21 protein-coding genes are annotated in these 15,497 nt (G+C 61.3%); 4 read left to right on the top strand and 17 right to left on the bottom strand.

Annotated features, from left to right (window positions below; genetic code table 11):
- Positions 1–113: 113 nt before the first annotated feature.
- The 6 genes from P2W41_RS02715 to P2W41_RS02690 form a co-directional block, all read right to left on the bottom strand.
- On the bottom strand, positions 114–896 hold the full coding sequence (locus P2W41_RS02715) for a succinate dehydrogenase iron-sulfur subunit (RefSeq protein ID WP_065816939.1): 783 nt from the start codon (positions 894–896) through the stop codon (positions 114–116).
- A gap of 14 nt (positions 897–910) precedes the next feature.
- Positions 911–2,761, bottom strand: a complete 1,851-nt coding sequence (gene sdhA, locus P2W41_RS02710; protein WP_404934236.1) for a succinate dehydrogenase flavoprotein subunit — start codon at positions 2,759–2,761, stop codon at positions 911–913.
- 8 nt (positions 2,762–2,769) lie between these two features.
- Positions 2,770–3,153, bottom strand: coding sequence for a succinate dehydrogenase, hydrophobic membrane anchor protein (sdhD, locus tag P2W41_RS02705; RefSeq protein WP_292898050.1), 384 nt, complete (start codon positions 3,151–3,153; stop codon positions 2,770–2,772).
- A 2-nt stretch (positions 3,154–3,155) separates the two neighbouring features.
- Positions 3,156–3,563 (bottom strand): succinate dehydrogenase, cytochrome b556 subunit, encoded by a 408-nt coding sequence (gene sdhC / locus P2W41_RS02700; protein WP_292898051.1) that lies wholly within the window; start codon positions 3,561–3,563, stop codon positions 3,156–3,158.
- 229 nt (positions 3,564–3,792) lie between these two features.
- On the bottom strand, positions 3,793–4,158 hold the full coding sequence (locus P2W41_RS02695; RefSeq protein WP_292898052.1) for a hypothetical protein: 366 nt from the start codon (positions 4,156–4,158) through the stop codon (positions 3,793–3,795).
- A 10-nt stretch (positions 4,159–4,168) separates the two neighbouring features.
- The gene (locus P2W41_RS02690; protein ID WP_404934235.1) at positions 4,169–4,660 is read right to left on the bottom strand and encodes a GNAT family N-acetyltransferase; all 492 of its coding nucleotides are present in this window, start codon (positions 4,658–4,660) and stop codon (positions 4,169–4,171) included.
- A gap of 134 nt (positions 4,661–4,794) precedes the next feature.
- Between P2W41_RS02690 and P2W41_RS02685 the strand changes: the two genes are divergently transcribed.
- Both P2W41_RS02685 and P2W41_RS02680 read left to right on the top strand, forming a co-directional pair.
- Entirely contained in the window at positions 4,795–5,160 is a 366-nt protein-coding gene (locus P2W41_RS02685) for a hypothetical protein (protein WP_404934234.1), read from the top strand.
- A gap of 9 nt (positions 5,161–5,169) precedes the next feature.
- Entirely contained in the window at positions 5,170–5,997 is an 828-nt protein-coding gene (locus P2W41_RS02680) for a hypothetical protein (protein ID WP_404934233.1), read from the top strand.
- 52 nt (positions 5,998–6,049) lie between these two features.
- Here P2W41_RS02680 and P2W41_RS02675 read toward each other — a convergent pair whose 3' ends face one another.
- Together P2W41_RS02675 and P2W41_RS02670 are read right to left on the bottom strand one after the other, a co-directional pair.
- Complete coding sequence (locus P2W41_RS02675; protein ID WP_404934232.1) at positions 6,050–6,268, bottom strand: helix-turn-helix domain-containing protein; 219 nt, start codon at positions 6,266–6,268, stop codon at positions 6,050–6,052.
- Between the two features lie 5 nt (positions 6,269–6,273).
- Positions 6,274–6,819, bottom strand: coding sequence for a DUF2975 domain-containing protein (locus P2W41_RS02670; RefSeq protein ID WP_292898057.1), 546 nt, complete (start codon positions 6,817–6,819; stop codon positions 6,274–6,276).
- Positions 6,820–6,901: 82 nt separating this feature from the next.
- Here P2W41_RS02670 and P2W41_RS02665 point away from each other — a divergent pair, with 82 nt between their 5' ends.
- The gene (locus tag P2W41_RS02665; protein ID WP_404934231.1) at positions 6,902–7,495 is read left to right on the top strand and encodes a hypothetical protein; all 594 of its coding nucleotides are present in this window, start codon (positions 6,902–6,904) and stop codon (positions 7,493–7,495) included.
- A gap of 18 nt (positions 7,496–7,513) precedes the next feature.
- Here P2W41_RS02665 and leuC read toward each other — a convergent pair whose 3' ends face one another.
- Both leuC and P2W41_RS02655 read right to left on the bottom strand, forming a co-directional pair.
- Positions 7,514–8,932 carry a 3-isopropylmalate dehydratase large subunit gene (gene leuC / locus P2W41_RS02660; protein ID WP_292898059.1) on the bottom strand — a complete coding sequence of 473 codons (1,419 nt, stop codon included), beginning with the start codon at positions 8,930–8,932 and terminating at the stop codon, positions 7,514–7,516.
- Positions 8,933–9,221: 289 nt separating this feature from the next.
- A complete protein-coding gene (locus P2W41_RS02655) occupies positions 9,222–9,803 on the bottom strand; it encodes a MarR family winged helix-turn-helix transcriptional regulator (RefSeq protein ID WP_292898060.1) in 582 nt (193 codons plus the stop codon).
- Positions 9,804–9,939: 136 nt separating this feature from the next.
- Here P2W41_RS02655 and P2W41_RS02650 point away from each other — a divergent pair, with 136 nt between their 5' ends.
- A complete protein-coding gene (locus P2W41_RS02650; protein WP_404934230.1) occupies positions 9,940–10,623 on the top strand; it encodes a hypothetical protein in 684 nt (227 codons plus the stop codon).
- A gap of 82 nt (positions 10,624–10,705) precedes the next feature.
- On the opposite strand, the gene P2W41_RS02645 is transcribed toward P2W41_RS02650, so the two are convergent.
- From P2W41_RS02645 to P2W41_RS02615, 7 genes are all read right to left on the bottom strand, one after another.
- Positions 10,706–11,521 carry an amino acid ABC transporter permease gene (locus P2W41_RS02645; RefSeq protein WP_404934229.1) on the bottom strand — a complete coding sequence of 272 codons (816 nt, stop codon included), beginning with the start codon at positions 11,519–11,521 and terminating at the stop codon, positions 10,706–10,708.
- Positions 11,522–11,589: 68 nt separating this feature from the next.
- Positions 11,590–12,396, bottom strand: coding sequence for a transporter substrate-binding domain-containing protein (locus P2W41_RS02640; protein ID WP_404934228.1), 807 nt, complete (start codon positions 12,394–12,396; stop codon positions 11,590–11,592).
- 172 nt (positions 12,397–12,568) lie between these two features.
- Entirely contained in the window at positions 12,569–13,093 is a 525-nt protein-coding gene (gene rplS, locus P2W41_RS02635; RefSeq protein WP_292898064.1) for a 50S ribosomal protein L19, read from the bottom strand.
- A 197-nt stretch (positions 13,094–13,290) separates the two neighbouring features.
- A complete protein-coding gene (gene trmD / locus P2W41_RS02630) occupies positions 13,291–13,989 on the bottom strand; it encodes a tRNA (guanosine(37)-N1)-methyltransferase TrmD (RefSeq protein ID WP_404934227.1) in 699 nt (232 codons plus the stop codon).
- Complete coding sequence (rimM, locus tag P2W41_RS02625; RefSeq protein ID WP_292898066.1) at positions 13,986–14,555, bottom strand: ribosome maturation factor RimM; 570 nt, start codon at positions 14,553–14,555, stop codon at positions 13,986–13,988. The genes trmD and rimM overlap by 4 nt, the downstream gene beginning before the upstream one ends.
- A 50-nt stretch (positions 14,556–14,605) precedes the next feature.
- Positions 14,606–14,968, bottom strand: a complete 363-nt coding sequence (locus P2W41_RS02620) for a cell division protein ZapA (RefSeq protein ID WP_229449616.1) — start codon at positions 14,966–14,968, stop codon at positions 14,606–14,608.
- Positions 14,969–14,976: 8 nt separating this feature from the next.
- The gene (locus P2W41_RS02615; RefSeq protein WP_292898067.1) at positions 14,977–15,249 is read right to left on the bottom strand and encodes a DUF4164 domain-containing protein; all 273 of its coding nucleotides are present in this window, start codon (positions 15,247–15,249) and stop codon (positions 14,977–14,979) included.
- Positions 15,250–15,497: the final 248 nt, after the last annotated feature.

Below are 15,497 nucleotides of genomic sequence, written 5' to 3'. Positions count from 1 at the left end.
CGGCGAATTCAAATCAACCCGCTACACGCTTGCGTGAGGTGAATGAAGCTGAAGAGAGGGGGCAGCGATCCTCCCTGCCGTGACACACAGCGGGCAGGGAGGAAAGACGTATTCTAGACGCGGCGCTCGACCATCATCTTCTTGATGTTGGCGATCGCCTTGGCCGGGTTAAGGCCCTTGGGGCAGGCCTGTGTACAGTTCATGATCGTGTGGCAACGATAGAGCCGGAAGGGATCTTCCAGATTGTCAAGACGCTCACCCGTCTTCTCGTCGCGCGAATCGATCAGCCAGCGATAGGCCTGAAGAAGCACGGCAGGGCCGAGATAACGTTCGCCATTCCACCAGTAGCTCGGGCACGAGGTCTGGCAGCAGAAGCACAGGATGCACTCGTAGAGCCCGTCGAGCTTGGTGCGGTCCTCATGGCTCTGCTTCCACTCGGTCGCAGGCTCCGGCGTGATGGTCTGCAGCCAGGGCTCGATGGAGGAAAGCTGCGCATAGGGCACGGAAAGGTCCGGCACCAGATCCTTGACCACCGGCATGTGCGGCAGCGGGTAGATCTTGACCGCATCCTGCGCCACCTCATCCATGCCCTTGGTGCAGGCCAGCGTGTTGGTGCCGTCGATGTTCATGGCGCAGGAGCCGCAGATGCCCTCACGGCAGGAGCGGCGGAAGGTCAGCGTCGGGTCGATCTTGTTCTTGATGTAGATCAGACCGTCGAGAACCATCGGCCCGCAATCGTCCATGTCGACATAATAGGTGTCGACGCGCGGGTTCTCTTCATCATCCGGCGACCAGCGATAGATCTTGTATTCGCGCAGATTGGTGGCGCCTTCGGGCTTCGGCCAGACCTTGCCCTCCTTGACGCGGGAGTTCTTGGGAAGGGTGATTTCAACCATGACTTCCTCAGCTATCAGTAAACCCGCGCCTTGGGCGCGATTTTCTTGGGATCGATGCCGCCATCTTCCGGCTTCAGCATCGGATCGGTGTGAACCGGACGATAATCGAGCGCGACCTTGCCGCTCTCATCGACCCAGGACAGCGTGTGCTTGCGCCACTCCTCGTCATTGCGGCCGCCCATCGGACCATCCTTATAGTCCTCACGGGCGTGCGCACCACGGCTCTCCTTGCGCGCCTCGGCGCTGTAGACCGTGGTGATGGCGTTGGCCATCAGGTTCTCCAGTTCCAGCGTCTCCATGAGATCGGAGTTCCAGATCATCGAACGGTCGGAGACCCTTACGTCGGGAAGCTCCTTCCAGACAGCACTGATGCGCTCGCAGCCCTGCTCCAGCGATTCCTGCGTGCGGAACACGGCGGCGTCTTCCTGCATGGCGCGCTGCATCTTCTCGCGCAGATCCGCCGTGGGCGTGGAACCGGAGGCATGACGCAGCCGGTCGAAGCGCTCCATGATCTTTTCGCAGGCTGCCTCGTTGAGCGCGGGCACTGGCGCATCGCGATCGACAACCTCACCGGCGCGGATGGCGGCGGCGCGACCGAAGACCACGAGGTCGATCAGCGAGTTAGAACCAAGACGGTTCGCACCATGCACGGAGGCACAGGCCGCCTCGCCGACGGCCATCAGGCCGGGCGCCACCGCATCCGGGTTGTCCTTCGTCGGGTTTAGCACCTCACCCCAATAGTTGGTCGGGATGCCGCCCATATTGTAGTGGACCGTCGGCAGGACCGGGATCGGCTCGCGGGTCACATCGACACCGGCGAAGATGCGGGCCGATTCGGCGATGCCGGGCAGGCGCTCGTGGATCACGGCCGGGTCCAGATGGTCGAGATGCAGGAAGATGTGATCCTTGTTCTTGCCGACGCCACGGCCCTCACGAATCTCCATGGTCATGCAGCGCGAAACCACGTCACGCGAGGCAAGGTCCTTGGCCGATGGCGCATAACGCTCCATGAAGCGCTCGCCCTCGGAGTTGACCAGATAGCCGCCCTCGCCGCGCACACCCTCGGTGATGAGGCAGCCGGCGCCATAGATGCCGGTGGGATGGAACTGCACGAACTCCATGTCCTGCAGCGGCAGGCCGGCGCGGGCGATCATGCCATTGCCGTCGCCCGTGCAGGTGTGGGCGGAGGTGCAGGAGAAATAGGCGCGGCCATAACCGCCCGTCGCCAGCACCACCATCTTGGCGGAGAAGCGGTGAATCGTACCGTCTTCGAGGTTCCACGCCACGACACCGGTGCACACACCATCGTCGGACATGATGAGATCGAGCGCGAAATACTCGATGAAGAACTCGGCGTGATTCTTGACGGACTGGCCGTAGAGCGTGTGCAGGATGGCGTGGCCGGTGCGGTCTGCCGCCGCACAGGTGCGCTGCACGGGCGGGCCGTCGCCAAAATTCTGCATGTGGCCGCCGAAGGGACGCTGATAGATCTTGCCTTCCTCGGTGCGCGAAAACGGCACGCCGTAATGCTCCAGCTCGTAAACGGCGGCGGGCGCCTCACGGGCGAGATATTCCATGGCGTCGACATCGCCGAGCCAATCCGAACCCTTCACCGTGTCGTAAAGGTGCCACTGCCAGTGGTCGGGACCCATATTCTTGAGCGAGGCGGCGATGCCGCCCTGTGCCGCCACCGTGTGCGAACGGGTCGGGAAGACCTTGGTGATACAGGCCGTTTTCAGACCCTGTTCGGCCATGCCGAGCGTGGCGCGAAGGCCGGCACCACCGGCTCCGACGACGACGACGTCGAACTTGTGGTCGACATAGGTGTAGGCGCTTCCCGCCTTCTTTTCTGTTGCCTTTGCCATAACCGGGTTCAGCCTCCGAGGGCGATCTTGACGAGGGCGAGGAGAGAAACGACGCCCAGAATGAGTGTGAAGAAGATGTTGCCGATCAGGAGCGCGACCTTGCCGCCCTCGCCGTGGACGTAGTCCTCAATGATGACCTGCATGCCGAGTTTCATGTGGTAGAGCACCGACAGGACGGCGAAGGCCAGAAGCACGGTGACGACCGGATTGGCGATGGCCGCGCGAACCTCTTCATAGGAAGCGCCATTGTTGGCGATGACGAAGCCGATGAAGAAGATGACAAGCGGAATGTTGGCGATGGCCGTGAGGCGCTGACGCCAGAAGTGATCCGTGCCTTCCTTGGCCGAACCGAGACCGCGAACGCGGTTGAGCGGTGTGCGCATGTCGCTCATGATCAAAACCCTCCACGGACGGCATAGCCGATGATCCAGACCAGGATGGTCAGCACGATGGAGACGGCGATAGTGGCCTTGGCCATTTTCGTGGCCGTCGTCTTTTCAAGGCCGCGCCCCGTGTCCCAGACGAGATGGCGAAGCCCGCCGACCAGGTGATGGATCATGGCCCAGGTGAAGCCGAGCAGGACGAGACGGCCGAACCAGGACCCGTAGATGCCGTTGACGGTGTCGAAGGTTTCCTTCGAGCCGCTAGCGGCGGCAAGCCAGATGACGAAAAGCACCATGCCGAAATAAAGCGCGCCACCGGTGATGCGGTGGACGATCGACATAAGCATTGTCGGAATGAGGCGATAGACTTGAAGGTGAGGCGAAAGCGGCCTTGCCTTTACAGTTGCGGTTTTGCTCATGGCTTCCCCAATTCGATACCGGCGCGGCGGGGTGGCTGTTGCGAGAGCGACATCGGGTCCCGAACTCGCGCCCTGCGGCTGTGGCTTTCTAATGCGGTTTTTGCAGTGCGTCAAAGCCGCAAAAGCAATCCTTTGGCCGAATATATTGCAGCGCGCGCGCAGGACGACCAGCATTGTGCGACTTCAAACGATTGAAGGCATTTTTTTGCCTGTCGACACAGCAGCCCTTCTATCTGCGACAGGTAATTGGCACCTTGCCGCTAACCATCCACAGCGCCTCGCTACCCTCGATCACAACAGCGTAAAGCGACTCGCCGTAGCGGACGCTTTGCCCCGGCGGCGACGCCGGCAAATCCAGCTCCAGCCCCCGAGGGCTGACCACGGATATACCGCCACGCCTCGGGGAAATCGTCATCTCCATACCGTCATCGCAGGCCAGCTTGACCGGTCCTGAAAAAGCAAGTCCGGTGGCCTTGTTCGCCTCCTGAGAGGATGGCGCGACACAACCAGCCAACCCAGGCACAGATGCGGTGAGCAGGAAACCGAGCATGCCGAACTGGCACGTCCGCCATGAAGGCAGTCCTGAAAACGTCATTCGAAAGCCTCTATTGCGGATCTGAAGCCGGCATACGTTCGCTGGACTGCTCAAAACGGATGACATGTGTAGTCCAGTCTGCCGGGGCCGCCATCGCCTCGTAAAGCTTGCGCCCTTCTTCCGGCTGGCGCGGCGCATTGAGCGCCAGGCGCGCCCAGCCGCGCTCTTCGGCCTGATCGGCAATAACATCGACCAGTGCCTTGCCGATACCCTTGCGGCGGTGATCGTGATGTACGAAGAGATGGTCGACCAGGCCATGACGCATGCCGGAAACCGGATCCGGCAGATCGTAGAACAGCGCGAACCCGACCAGGACGCCGTCGAGACTGGCACCGACCACCTCCACGGCGCGATCCTGCAACAGCGTTTCGGCGTAGTATTCGTCGGGACGACGCGGCGCACCGCGCTTCAGCGACTGGGTGTAGGCTGCCAGCAGGGGCGCCAGAGCATGCGCATCCCTGAGACGCAGCGGATTGATATCGATCTGATGATTCTCGCCCATGGAGCACCCTTCCCCGAAATTAACCACGTCTGTCAATCGGCATGTTCATAAAACATGCTCCGCGTGACAAAGGTTAAGAAAGGATTAATGTACGGAGAATGAGGAGGCCACGAGGATTCAAGGAGCGATGGCGCATGCCTTTACGACCTCTATTCGTGGCAGCGGCCCTTGCGGTCGCAGCGATCACTGTCCCGGCTGTGGCCGGGGGTTTTCATGATGCAGGCGGTGGCCGGGTTTACGCGGATGCCTATGGCAATCTGGTGATCCACAGCCGCGCCGGCTTCAAACGTATCCTGGTCGGCAAGGGGCACCTGGCCGACGATTACCGCGCGCTTGGCATCGAAGCGCCGCGCCAGACCGCCTATCTGGAACGCAGCGGCGGGAAGCTCTATCTGCGCCGCGCCGCACCGTGCAGCGCCGGGGCCCTGATCAAGGGCCGCAGCTATATGTACGGCCTGTCCGAGGGCGAGCTCCCGGTGCTTGTTTCACCCTGCGACTGACCGCGACCCATGAACTATCAACGCACGGCGACCGCAGACTGGGCATTCGCGATCAAGCGGGCAATAACGCCCGTTAACGGGTCCGTGCTGCGTGCCGCCGTGGTCGGCGCGGCGATTGGCGCAGCGGTTGTTCTCGGGATGGAGTTGCGTGAACTGACCGATCGGCAGGGTGGCCTTCAGGCAAGCTTGCGCATGGCATTGGATTATGCAGCGCAGCGCGTGCAGCTTGTTGCTGGCTCGGAAAACAGACATCCTCTATGGCAGCGCCCGGCGGAGGATACCGCTCCGCCCCGACGACCGGTTTCATCATCAGCGTCCGGCCTCATTTTCACGACCGGACGAAACGGCGTCCTTTCGCTCAAGGGCGTGATCCAGCCGGGGAGCGCCAGCCGTCTGCGTGATGTGCTGACCGCATCGGCATTGCCGATCACCACTGTCACGCTCGATTCTCCGGGGGGTGCGCTTAACGACGCCATGGCCATGGCGCGGTTGATTCGCCAGCGGGGGTTGGCGACCCGGGTTGAGGCCGGCGCGACCTGCGCCTCCTCATGTCCGCTGGTTCTGGCTGGCGGTACGGAGCGCCATGTCGGCCGCAATGCGACCGTCGCCTTGCACCAGTTCCACAGCCCCGGGAGCCTCTTCGATCCTCGGCAGGCCCTTTCGGATGCCCAGCTGGTGACCGCAAGGATTTCCCGCCATCTGGACGAAATGGGTGTCGACCCGGCCCTTTGGCTGCATGCGCTCGACACCCCGCCGCGTGCGCTCTACGTGCTCTCTCCGGAGCAGATGATCGCTTACCGGCTTGTTACAGATACCCGGTCGCTGGCGTTGAACTAGGCCGGCATGTGCCGCGACAGATTGGCCGGTAGCCGACGCAGCGAGGGCCCTGTCAGCTCTCTTCCACGTCCGGCTGATATTCAAGAATGTCACCGGGCTGACAATCGAGCGCCCGGCATATCCTTTCGAGCGTCTCGAAGCGGACACCGCGCACCTTGCCCGATTTGAGCAGAGAGACATTCTGTTCAGTGATGCCGATCTGCTCGGCCAGTTCCTTGGAACGCATCTTACGGCGCGCCAGCATGACATCGAGATTGACGATTATCGGCATGGCGATCACACAAAGTCGCGCTGTTCAGCGCGCACCTCTGCCGCCACCGCCATGAGCCGCCCTGCCATATACATGACGCAGGCGATCAGAAGCGCCAGAAGCTCGGAACTTCCGAACCCTATCGACAAGGCCTTCTGACCAGGTGGATTGCCAAGGGTCAGAACGAGGATCATCAATGTCTGCAACAGGATGCTTCCTCCCGCCACGGCCACGAATGCAAGGCTGGCTCGGCGCAGCCAATGGGCCGATTCAACCGACAGCGGCTCCTCTGCTGCAAAAGCACCAAACATCCGCCAGACACAATAAAGCGCAGCCGCGAGCAGCCCGAACTGAACAACCATCAACGCGACCGTGGCACCCACGGCCAAAGGCGTAAAGGTCAGCGGACCGGAAAGAGAAAGACCATTTCGAACAAGCTCCTCGAAACGAGCCGGCTCCCCGCCAGCACTCAGCACCAGCCAGCAAACCGCAAGAGCGATCAGAAGGCCAACACCAAGGACAATGTGCTGCATCAGGCGCCCAAGACGGCGCAATTCGGCCACGTCATGCATCAAATCACCTCTTGCTTGATTTAATTAATGTATTACGATAATTAATTATCCTGTTTCAACCTTTTTCAAAAGGACTATCTCCATGTTTCCCCCAAAATCCATCGGACGCACCGCCCTCCCCCTCTGTGCGCTGGCAGCTTTTACCTTGAGCCTGGCGGCAGGCCCCGCCAGAGCAGAGAATTTTGATCCATTGAGTGCCGATCCGGCCACGCTCGGGATTGCCGTCAAGATCAATGGGAATTTGCGTCTGCAGAAAGGCGATGCCGTGCTGGTGATGCAGCTTCCCAGCGAACGCAGGGAATGGGCGATCGATGAAACCTTCATTCTCGACATCGCCAAGGTCCAACAGGACGTGAAAAGTTCGAACGCGTCCGAGACCACGGATCATTACGAACTGGCGATGATTGCGCCAACCGACCGCAGCCGATTCAAGGAAGCGCTGAGAAAGGCGCGGGAAGCGAGAGAAGCGACCGCCACCGGCGGGAAAGGGTCGATCAGCGTGTCTGTAACGGGAGGCTGCAAGACAGGCCCACTGGATCCTGCCGTCGCGACCCTGCAGGGCTTTCTGCGCGCCAGCGCAGACGCCCCGCTAGTCCCTTTGACCGGCACGATGAAACTGTCGGATGTTTTCCGGCAGGCCGGCGTGCCTTTTACAGCCATTCCTGACTGTAAATGAGTTAGAAAGCGGCGGGGCTTAGCCCTGCCGCGGCCACTCGCGGATATCCACGAAATGCCCGGCAATGGCAGCAGCGGCAGCCATTGCCGGTGAAACCAGGTGGGTGCGGCCCTTGAAGCCCTGACGCCCCTCGAAATTGCGGTTCGAGGTGGACGCGCAGCGCTCCCCGGGCTTCAGGCGGTCGTCGTTCATGGCAAGGCACATGGAACAACCCGGCTCACGCCAGTCGAAACCGGCAGCCTTGAAGATCTTGTCCAGCCCTTCAGCCTCGGCCTGCGCCTTCACGAGACCGGAGCCCGGCACGATCATGGCATTCAGACCGTCCTTGACCTTCTGGCCCTCGGCAATCTTCGCAGCTTCGCGCAGATCCTCGATACGGCCATTGGTGCAGGAGCCGATGAAGACACGATCAACGGCAATGTCGGTGATCTTCGTGCCAGGCGTGAGGCCCATATACTCGAGCGCGCGCTTCTTGGAGAGGCGCTTGGTCTCTTCGGTGATGTCATCCGGGTTCGGCACGACACCGGTAACGGAAACGACATCCTCGGGCGAGGAACCCCAGGTGACGATGGGCGGCAGATTGGCGGCGTCAAGCTTGACGACGCGATCATACTCGGCGCCTTCGTCGGTCCGCAGGGAATCCCAATAGGCAAGCGCCATGTCCCAGGCCTTGCCCTTCGGCGCGCGCGGGCGATCCTTGATATAGGCATAGGTGGTCTCATCCGGCGCAATGAGGCCGGCGCGGGCACCGCCTTCGATGGACATGTTGCAGACAGTCATGCGGCCTTCCATGGAGAGCGCGCGGATCGCTTCCCCCGCATACTCCATGACGTGTCCGGTGCCGCCAGCCGTACCGATCTCACCGATGATGGCGAGGATGATGTCTTTCGCAGTCACACCTTCGGGCAGAGCACCATCCACCTCGATCAGCATGTTCTTCGCGCGGCGCTGGATCAGAGTCTGCGTGGCAAGCACATGTTCGACCTCGGACGTGCCGATACCGTGCGCCAGCGCACCGAACGCGCCATGCGTGGAGGTGTGGCTGTCGCCACAGACGATGGTCATGCCCGGAAGGGTGAAACCCTGCTCGGGACCGACAATGTGCACAATGCCCTGACGTTCGTCGTTGGCGTCGTAATATTCAATGCCGAAGTCGGCGGCATTCTTCGCCAGCGCTTCGACCTGGATGCGGCTCTCGGGGTTCTTGATGCCGAATTTGCGGTCGGGCGAGGTGGGAACGTTGTGGTCGACCACCGCGAGGGTCTTTTCCGGATGACGGACATTGCGGCTGGCCATGCGGAGCCCCTCGAAGGCCTGCGGGCTGGTCACCTCGTGCACCAGATGCCGGTCGATATAGAGCAGGCATGTGCCGTCGTCCTGCTGATCGACCAGATGGTCGTCGAAAATCTTGTCGTAGATCGTGCGTGCTTTGGTCATTTTGTTCATCCCTAGCGGAGCGAAATGGAAGGCTGGCCGGCTAATCTTGTGTCTCGTTGCATTCCCGATCGATAGACTGGATGGGAATGCCGAGCCGGTTGGCGTGTCCGCCTAAGGCAGTCGGCTCAGAAGCGAGCCGGAAACCCGCGCAAAAAAGCGGCTCGGCAGGCGCTTGACGTCCTGCAGAACAAAGCCCTTATAGGCCGGGTTTCCAAAAAGTGCTTCCATGAGAGGGCTAATACCAGCCTTTCATGGGATCGGCAATCGCCACGGCACGGCCGACTGCCGCTCAGGCTGCCTCATGCTCCACGCAGATATGGGTCGCATCCTCATCACTGAGTGGTTCCTTCAGCAATCCACACAGATGCTTTCCCGGACCGCGCTCACCTTCGCGGAAATGACGGCATTCACGGCACAGGCCGAATGGCCTGCCACCATCGGCAGCGATACGCGCACTGAGCAGCGCCGACAGCCCGATCCGGAGCGCCCGGCGCTCCTCCTCGTTCATCGTTTCCATCGCCGCTTCAAACCGCAGGGTTTCATCCCGTGGCAGCAGGGATAGCGCCGCCTCCGTCAATTCGAGCCGCACCGAGCGCCGGTCGGCGGGGTCGGCGGACTTACGGATCAGTCCGGCGCGTTCGAGAGCCATCAGCGTCTGCGAGACCGTGCCTTTCGTAGCACCCAGATAAGCCGTCAACGCCCCCGGCGTGCGCGAAAAGCGATTGGCGCGCGCCAGATAGCGCAAGGCCTCCCATTGCGCAGGCTTCAAGCCGGCGGCATGGCCGTCATGGGTCACGATGCGGGCAAGGCGCCCGATCATCGCCAAGGCGTCGGAATCGTTCATGGCGAAAAAGTATTGTGTCGACACCATGATTGCAATCCCCTCATTCGCATGCTAGCAATTATGTATCGAGTCGATACTAAAGGAAAATCCGATGACCGTCTCACCCAATCGCAAGTGTACGTTTCTCAGCCCCCGGACAGCGTTCGGAGCCGCGCTTACAACCATGTTCCTTCTGACGGGCTCGCTTGCCGCGCACGAAATTGAAAGCGCGGCCGATGCCGCTATCGAGCCAGCCTTTGATATTCGTCGTGCCGGCGCGACGGCCACCGACCGGCTCATGACCTTTTCGATGGAACTCGCCGGCGAAGCGGGCAGCATAAAGCCGGCGGCGACTGGCGATCTGCCGGGGGCAGGCGTTGCCGCCTATGTCTGGCCGACCGGTCTCGACCCGGCGACGGTCGGTTTCGACAAAGCGTCCGGCATTCTCGCGCTTGCCATCACCGCCCATCCGGATTTCGACGACACGCCGCTGTTCGACGAGAATGCCGACGGCGATCCGGCCAATGACGGCGCAGACTGGCATTCACACTGGGTAGTACTGGAAAAGGCCGAAGCCTGTGGCGCCGGATACAAGGTGCGCGATGTCTCTCCCGGCGTCGATGCGTTGCCGTCAACCGCACCGATGCTGCCCATCGCACTCGACAGCCCCGGCATGTCGCCGCGTCTCGACGGCAACGCCGTCCGTATCACCGTGCCAATGGCCAACGGTGCCGACGTCGCCTTCGATGCGGTAACGGCCGAGCTGCGCGTGCACCCGCAAGGCAAGATGCCGCTACTTTGCGTTACCGGCGTTCACGACATTGCCTCCGGTGATCTTTCGCTGCCGGGCCGCGTCATTGCGGAATAGGCCATTGGCAGTTTAAGCCCCGAAGCGGCCGCACCTGTGACCGCTCCGGCCCATTGCTGCAGGCCACATCCCGGCACGGGATCTAACGCCGGGCCTGGCTCTTGCGCATGCGCTGTTCGAGCGCCCGAAGGGCAAGAGACAGACCAACAGTCAGAATGAGATAGATATAGGCGACGATCGAGTAGGTCTCGAAGAAGCGGAACGAGCCCGAAGCATAGATCTTGCCCATCTGGGTGATGTCGGCAACGCCGAGCACCGAGACCAGGGAGGAGTCCTTGACCATCGCCACAAAGTCATTGCCAAGCGGCGGCAGGATGGTGCGGATCGCCTGCGGCAGGACGATCAGGCGAAACCGCTGTAAGCGTGAAAGCCCGAGCGCCTTGGCCGCTTCCACCTGGCCTTCGTCCACCGATTGGATGCCTGCACGAAACACTTCGGCGATAAAGGCCGAGTAACCGATACTGAGTGCAATGATGGCGCGCCATAGAAGCGAGATGTCGCGGACCTTAAGCTCATCAAGAACCCCGGCTTCCTGCAATGTCGCCGTCATGGCATTCCAGCCGGTCACGACGATGGGCACGCCGGCAAAGGCGATCCAGAAAAGGAGAACGAGGACGGGCACACCGCGAATGATCTCGACATAGAAGCGCGCAATCTGCCGAAGCGCCAGCGACCCAGACAGGCTCATCAGCGCGATACCGAGGCCAACCGCCGTCGCGAGTGCAAATCCGACAACTGTCACGAACACCGTGATGCCGATGCCTCTGGAGACGATCGCGAAGACCTGCGCATAGAGATCGCTGGTGGCAATGAGAATAGCGACGCCGAGCGCGATGCTCCCGGCGGCAACCAGCCACCAGGGAAAATCCCGCTTGGCAGAAGGTCTGGAAGACGTCACCGCCACAAGCTCTGAATGCTTCTCGAAAGACCGGCGGTCAGGCCGGCGGAACGCGGGTCGGCCACGCCTTATTCACCCATCTTGTATTCGAGAAACCATTTCTTGTTGAGCGCGTCCAGCTTGCCATCTGCCTTCATCGAAGCGATGGCTGCGTTGACGGGCGCGACAAGGTCGGAGCCCCTGGCGAAAATAAAACCGAAATCTTCCGAGCCAAGCGGCTCGCCGAGAAGCTTCAGCGCACCGTTCGACGCGTCCACATAGCCCTGCCCACCCGTGCTGTCGGTCAAAACCACGTCCACATCGCCCGCACGCAGCGCCTGCACGGAAGCGCCAAAAGTCTCAAACAGCTTTATGCGCGGATTGGCCTCGTCGCCATCGAGCACCTCATAGACCGCGGTGTAGAAGGGCGAGGTGCCCGGCTGAGCCCCAACGAGACCATCTTCATAGGCAGCGAAGCTTTTCGCGTCGGTGAAATTCGTTTCGTCGCTGCGCACGAGCATGTACATTTCCGAGCGCATATAGGGATCGGAGAAATCCACCTTCTCCTTGCGGTCGTCCCGAATGGTGATACCGGTCATGCCCATATCGTACTGGCCATCGGAGACAGACTGGATCATCGCGTCCCAACTCGTATTCTGGTAGGTGACGTTGATGTTGAGCCTCCTGGCGATCTCGTTCACGGCATCATATTCCCAGCCGACCTGCTCACCGGAGTTGGGATCTATGAACTGCAGTGGCGGGTACGCGTTTTCGGTGACCACGACAACTTCGCGGCCCTGAAGGTCCGGTAGATCGTTCGCATAGGCAGAAAAACCAGAGACCGCGAAAACTGAGGCCGCGAAGGACGCAGCCAGAAGGGACGTGCGCAACGTCATAACCAATCTCCCTGTGGCAGGCCGATGCTCGGCCGGGTGATTGCTTTTCCTTAAAGCAGAGCGATTTCGAGTAAAAGAGCCAAGACGATTTCAAACTGTGGCAGCGGGACCGTCAAATGCAAAAAAGGCGCGCCGAAGCGCGCCTTTTGAGGAATTTCGATGCCGAATGAGACTATTCGGCGTTGTTCTCGGCGGCAGCAGCTTCCTGCGCCTTGGCAGCCTCTTCAGCAGCCTTTTCCGCCGCGAGCGCCTCGGCAGCGGCAACCTTCTCCGCCTCAATGCGGGCTTTCTCTTCGGCAGCGGCCTGACGCACGGCATCATTCAGGCGGCGTGCGCGCACGCCGGTGTTCTCGGTGATGCGAGCCGATTTGCCGCGGCGATCACGCAGGTAATAGAGCTTCGCGCGGCGAACCTTGCCGCGGCGGACCACCTCGACGCCCTCAACGAGCGGAGAGTAGACCGGGAAAACACGCTCGACGCCTTCGCCGTAAGAAATCTTGCGGACGGTGAAGTTTTCCTGGAAGCCGGAGCCGGAACGGGCAATGCAGACACCCTCATAGGCCTGGACGCGGGTGCGCGTGCCTTCGGTGATGCGCACCAGAACGCGAACCGTGTCGCCGGGCTGGAATTCGGGAAGCTGACGCTGTGCAGCAATCTTCTCGGCCTGCTCGGCCTCGAGCTGACGGATAATGTCCATCTCTGTGTCCTCTTGTTCTTCGCGAACCGTCAGAGCGCTCATCCCAGTGGCAGTTTCAACACCGCCTGAAGAGTGCCCTCCGCAAGGAGGAACAGGAGCGAATTCACGTGTTCTTTGGTTAGATCCAAACCGGCCTTGGCCGTTTACGTGCGGGGCACATACACGACATTCCTGCCGGAATCAACATGAGAGACGTCTCAATTGCCGTTTTCATAACGTTTCCAGAGATCCGGGCGGCGCTCACGCGTCAGCCTTTCCGCCTCGCCGCGGCGCCATCTGGCGATCTTCGCATGGTTGCCGGAAAGCAGGACTTCCGGGATGGGCATTTCCTCGAAAAGCTGCGGGCGCGTATATTGCGGGTGTTCCAGAAGCCCACCTTCAAAGCTCTCCTCCTCGCCCGACGCATCATTGCCCATGACGCCTGGCAGAAGACGGATCACCGCATCGAGCATAACCAGAGCAGCCGGTTCACCGCCCGAAAGCACATAGTCGCCGACAGAGATCTCTTCCAGGGCTCGCCCCTCGATCACGCGCTGATCGACCCCCTCAAAACGACCGCAAAGAATGACCGCGCCGGGCCCGGCAGCCAGTTCACGCACCCGCTGCTGATCGAGCGGCCGGCCGCGCGGGCTCATCAGAAGGCGCGGCCTTGGATCTGCCGGCGGCGCGGCATGGTCGATCGCGCGTGCAAGCACGTCGGCGCGCATCACCATACCCGCACCCCCGCCAGCGGGTGTGTCATCCACATTACGGTGTTTCGTCGTCGCGAAGTGGCGTATCTGGACCGTCTCCAGAGACCACTTCCCCGCCTCACGCGCCTTTCCCGCCAGAGAAACATCAAGCGGGCCCGGAAACATTTCGGGATAAAGCGTGAGGATCGTCGCGCGGAACGTCACGTGCTCTCTCCCTCCCCCTCGCGCGGCATCTCGGGATCCTCGTCCTCTACCAGACCGGCCGCGACACGGTCGATCTCGACCTGACCCTTTGATACACGGACATGAGGCACGGCCGCGCGGGTGAATGGAACCATCGCCGAGCCACCTTCGGCCAGCAGAACCTCGAGAATGTCACCTCCCCCGAAATTGTGCAGCGCTCGCACCTTGCCGACCCGCTCTCCCTCGCCATCAACAACCGCGAGCCCGATCAGATCGGCGTGATAAAATTCCTCTTCCTCAAGATCATCCGGCAACGCTTCGCGCTCGACATACAGCGCGGTTCCGTTCAGCGCCTCGGCGGAGGTGCGGTCGCCAATCTCTGCAAAGCGCACCACGACCACGTTCTTTGCCGGCCTCACATTGAGAACGGTCAGCGTGCGTCCATCCTCCGTGCTCAGCGGCCCATAATCTCCAATAGCCAGGGGATCGGCGGTGAACGTCTTAACGCGCACCTCTCCACGCAAGCCCTGCGCCGCCCCGACAATGGCGAGCTGAATGCGGGTATCGCTTGTCTTCTGCCTGTTCATCTGCCTGATTTGCCACTAAGTCGTTCGGAAAAACAGGCTTATGCGCCGTTTTACGGCTTTCCGGCAAGCTTTCCGGCAAGACTTTCCATGCGCGTGGCGAGATCGTTGAGCGCGCCGGTCACGGCCGCGTCGTTCTTGCCGGACTGGTTGAGGGCTTCATCCCGCGTCTTGCGAAGCGTCGCGACCTCTCCTTCCATGGTGCGCATCCGCTTCTGCAGTTCCGAGAGCTCGTCCATCACCATGATCCCGGCCATGACTGCCAGCCGGTGGTCTCCGATCTCACCGAAAGAATCTTTCAGATGCGTGATGTATCGGTCGAAGCGCTGCGCAAGATTGACAAGATGCTCTTCCTGTCCCTCATCGCACGCCATGCGATAGGACTTGCCGTCGATCGTGACTGTAACCTGTGCCATGGCCCGCCCTACCGATCCAGCACGGCACGGATGGTCTCCATGGCCGTGACCAAACGCCGCGAGACTTCGCGGTTCACCTCTTCGAGACGCTTGGCGCGTGCCTCGGATTTGTCGATCTCCTGAGCGAGACGCGCGCGGTCCGCGTTCATGCGCTGCAGTTCGGCATCGGAATCCGCAACCGCGCGGTCCCGTTCCAAGCGTGCCTCAACCGCATCCTCCAGCGAAGACAGCGCCTTGCTCAGGCGCTCGATCGCCCCCTTGAGCGTGCTTTCACCACTCATGGCCGCCACCCCCAGTCGAGCATTCCCGGAACATGCCGGCCGCCAATGCGGCCAAGGCACGCGGTCTCCGAAAATGTTGTGACACAGGCAATCTTGCTTACTCTCATCCGCCCAGTGATGCACCCGGACACGTGCCGGCAGACAAATGCGCGACAGCTTTTACGAGGCCTCGGCTGCGAATCGCTGGCCTTACTAACCAGTTACGCCGAAAAGATTAGGCGGCGTGTGAAGGTCCCGTCAACAAAACA

This window comes from Nitratireductor sp. L15S-10 (genome assembly GCF_045011005.1).
Classification (GTDB): Bacteria; Pseudomonadota; Alphaproteobacteria; order Rhizobiales; family Rhizobiaceae; genus Nitratireductor.
The sequence above is the reverse complement of the archived record's forward strand: the minus strand, read 5'-3'. Positions and strand labels throughout refer to the sequence as shown.

What these genes read in the sequence shown, in the direction of transcription:
- P2W41_RS02715 (WP_065816939.1), bottom strand. Translation starts at nt 896, where the DNA reads ATGGTTGAAATCACCCTTCCCAAGAACTCCCGCGTCAAGGAGGGCAAG.
- sdhA (WP_404934236.1), bottom strand. Translation starts at nt 2,761, where the DNA reads ATGGCAAAGGCAACAGAAAAGAAGGCGGGAAGCGCCTACACCTATGTC.
- sdhD (WP_292898050.1), bottom strand. Translation starts at nt 3,153, where the DNA reads ATGAGCGACATGCGCACACCGCTCAACCGCGTTCGCGGTCTCGGTTCG.
- sdhC (WP_292898051.1), bottom strand. Translation starts at nt 3,563, where the DNA reads ATGAGCAAAACCGCAACTGTAAAGGCAAGGCCGCTTTCGCCTCACCTT.
- P2W41_RS02695 (WP_292898052.1), bottom strand. Translation starts at nt 4,158, where the DNA reads ATGACGTTTTCAGGACTGCCTTCATGGCGGACGTGCCAGTTCGGCATG.
- P2W41_RS02690 (WP_404934235.1), bottom strand. Translation starts at nt 4,660, where the DNA reads ATGGGCGAGAATCATCAGATCGATATCAATCCGCTGCGTCTCAGGGAT.
- P2W41_RS02685 (WP_404934234.1), top strand. Translation starts at nt 4,795, where the DNA reads ATGCCTTTACGACCTCTATTCGTGGCAGCGGCCCTTGCGGTCGCAGCG.
- P2W41_RS02680 (WP_404934233.1), top strand. Translation starts at nt 5,170, where the DNA reads ATGAACTATCAACGCACGGCGACCGCAGACTGGGCATTCGCGATCAAG.
- P2W41_RS02675 (WP_404934232.1), bottom strand. Translation starts at nt 6,268, where the DNA reads ATGCCGATAATCGTCAATCTCGATGTCATGCTGGCGCGCCGTAAGATG.
- P2W41_RS02670 (WP_292898057.1), bottom strand. Translation starts at nt 6,819, where the DNA reads ATGCATGACGTGGCCGAATTGCGCCGTCTTGGGCGCCTGATGCAGCAC.
- P2W41_RS02665 (WP_404934231.1), top strand. Translation starts at nt 6,902, where the DNA reads ATGTTTCCCCCAAAATCCATCGGACGCACCGCCCTCCCCCTCTGTGCG.
- leuC (WP_292898059.1), bottom strand. Translation starts at nt 8,932, where the DNA reads ATGACCAAAGCACGCACGATCTACGACAAGATTTTCGACGACCATCTG.
- P2W41_RS02655 (WP_292898060.1), bottom strand. Translation starts at nt 9,803, where the DNA reads ATGGTGTCGACACAATACTTTTTCGCCATGAACGATTCCGACGCCTTG.
- P2W41_RS02650 (WP_404934230.1), top strand. Translation starts at nt 9,940, where the DNA reads ATGTTCCTTCTGACGGGCTCGCTTGCCGCGCACGAAATTGAAAGCGCG.
- P2W41_RS02640 (WP_404934228.1), bottom strand. Translation starts at nt 12,396, where the DNA reads ATGACGTTGCGCACGTCCCTTCTGGCTGCGTCCTTCGCGGCCTCAGTT.
- rplS (WP_292898064.1), bottom strand. Translation starts at nt 13,093, where the DNA reads ATGGACATTATCCGTCAGCTCGAGGCCGAGCAGGCCGAGAAGATTGCT.
- rimM (WP_292898066.1), bottom strand. Translation starts at nt 14,555, where the DNA reads ATGAACAGGCAGAAGACAAGCGATACCCGCATTCAGCTCGCCATTGTC.
- P2W41_RS02620 (WP_229449616.1), bottom strand. Translation starts at nt 14,968, where the DNA reads ATGGCACAGGTTACAGTCACGATCGACGGCAAGTCCTATCGCATGGCG.
- P2W41_RS02615 (WP_292898067.1), bottom strand. Translation starts at nt 15,249, where the DNA reads ATGAGTGGTGAAAGCACGCTCAAGGGGGCGATCGAGCGCCTGAGCAAG.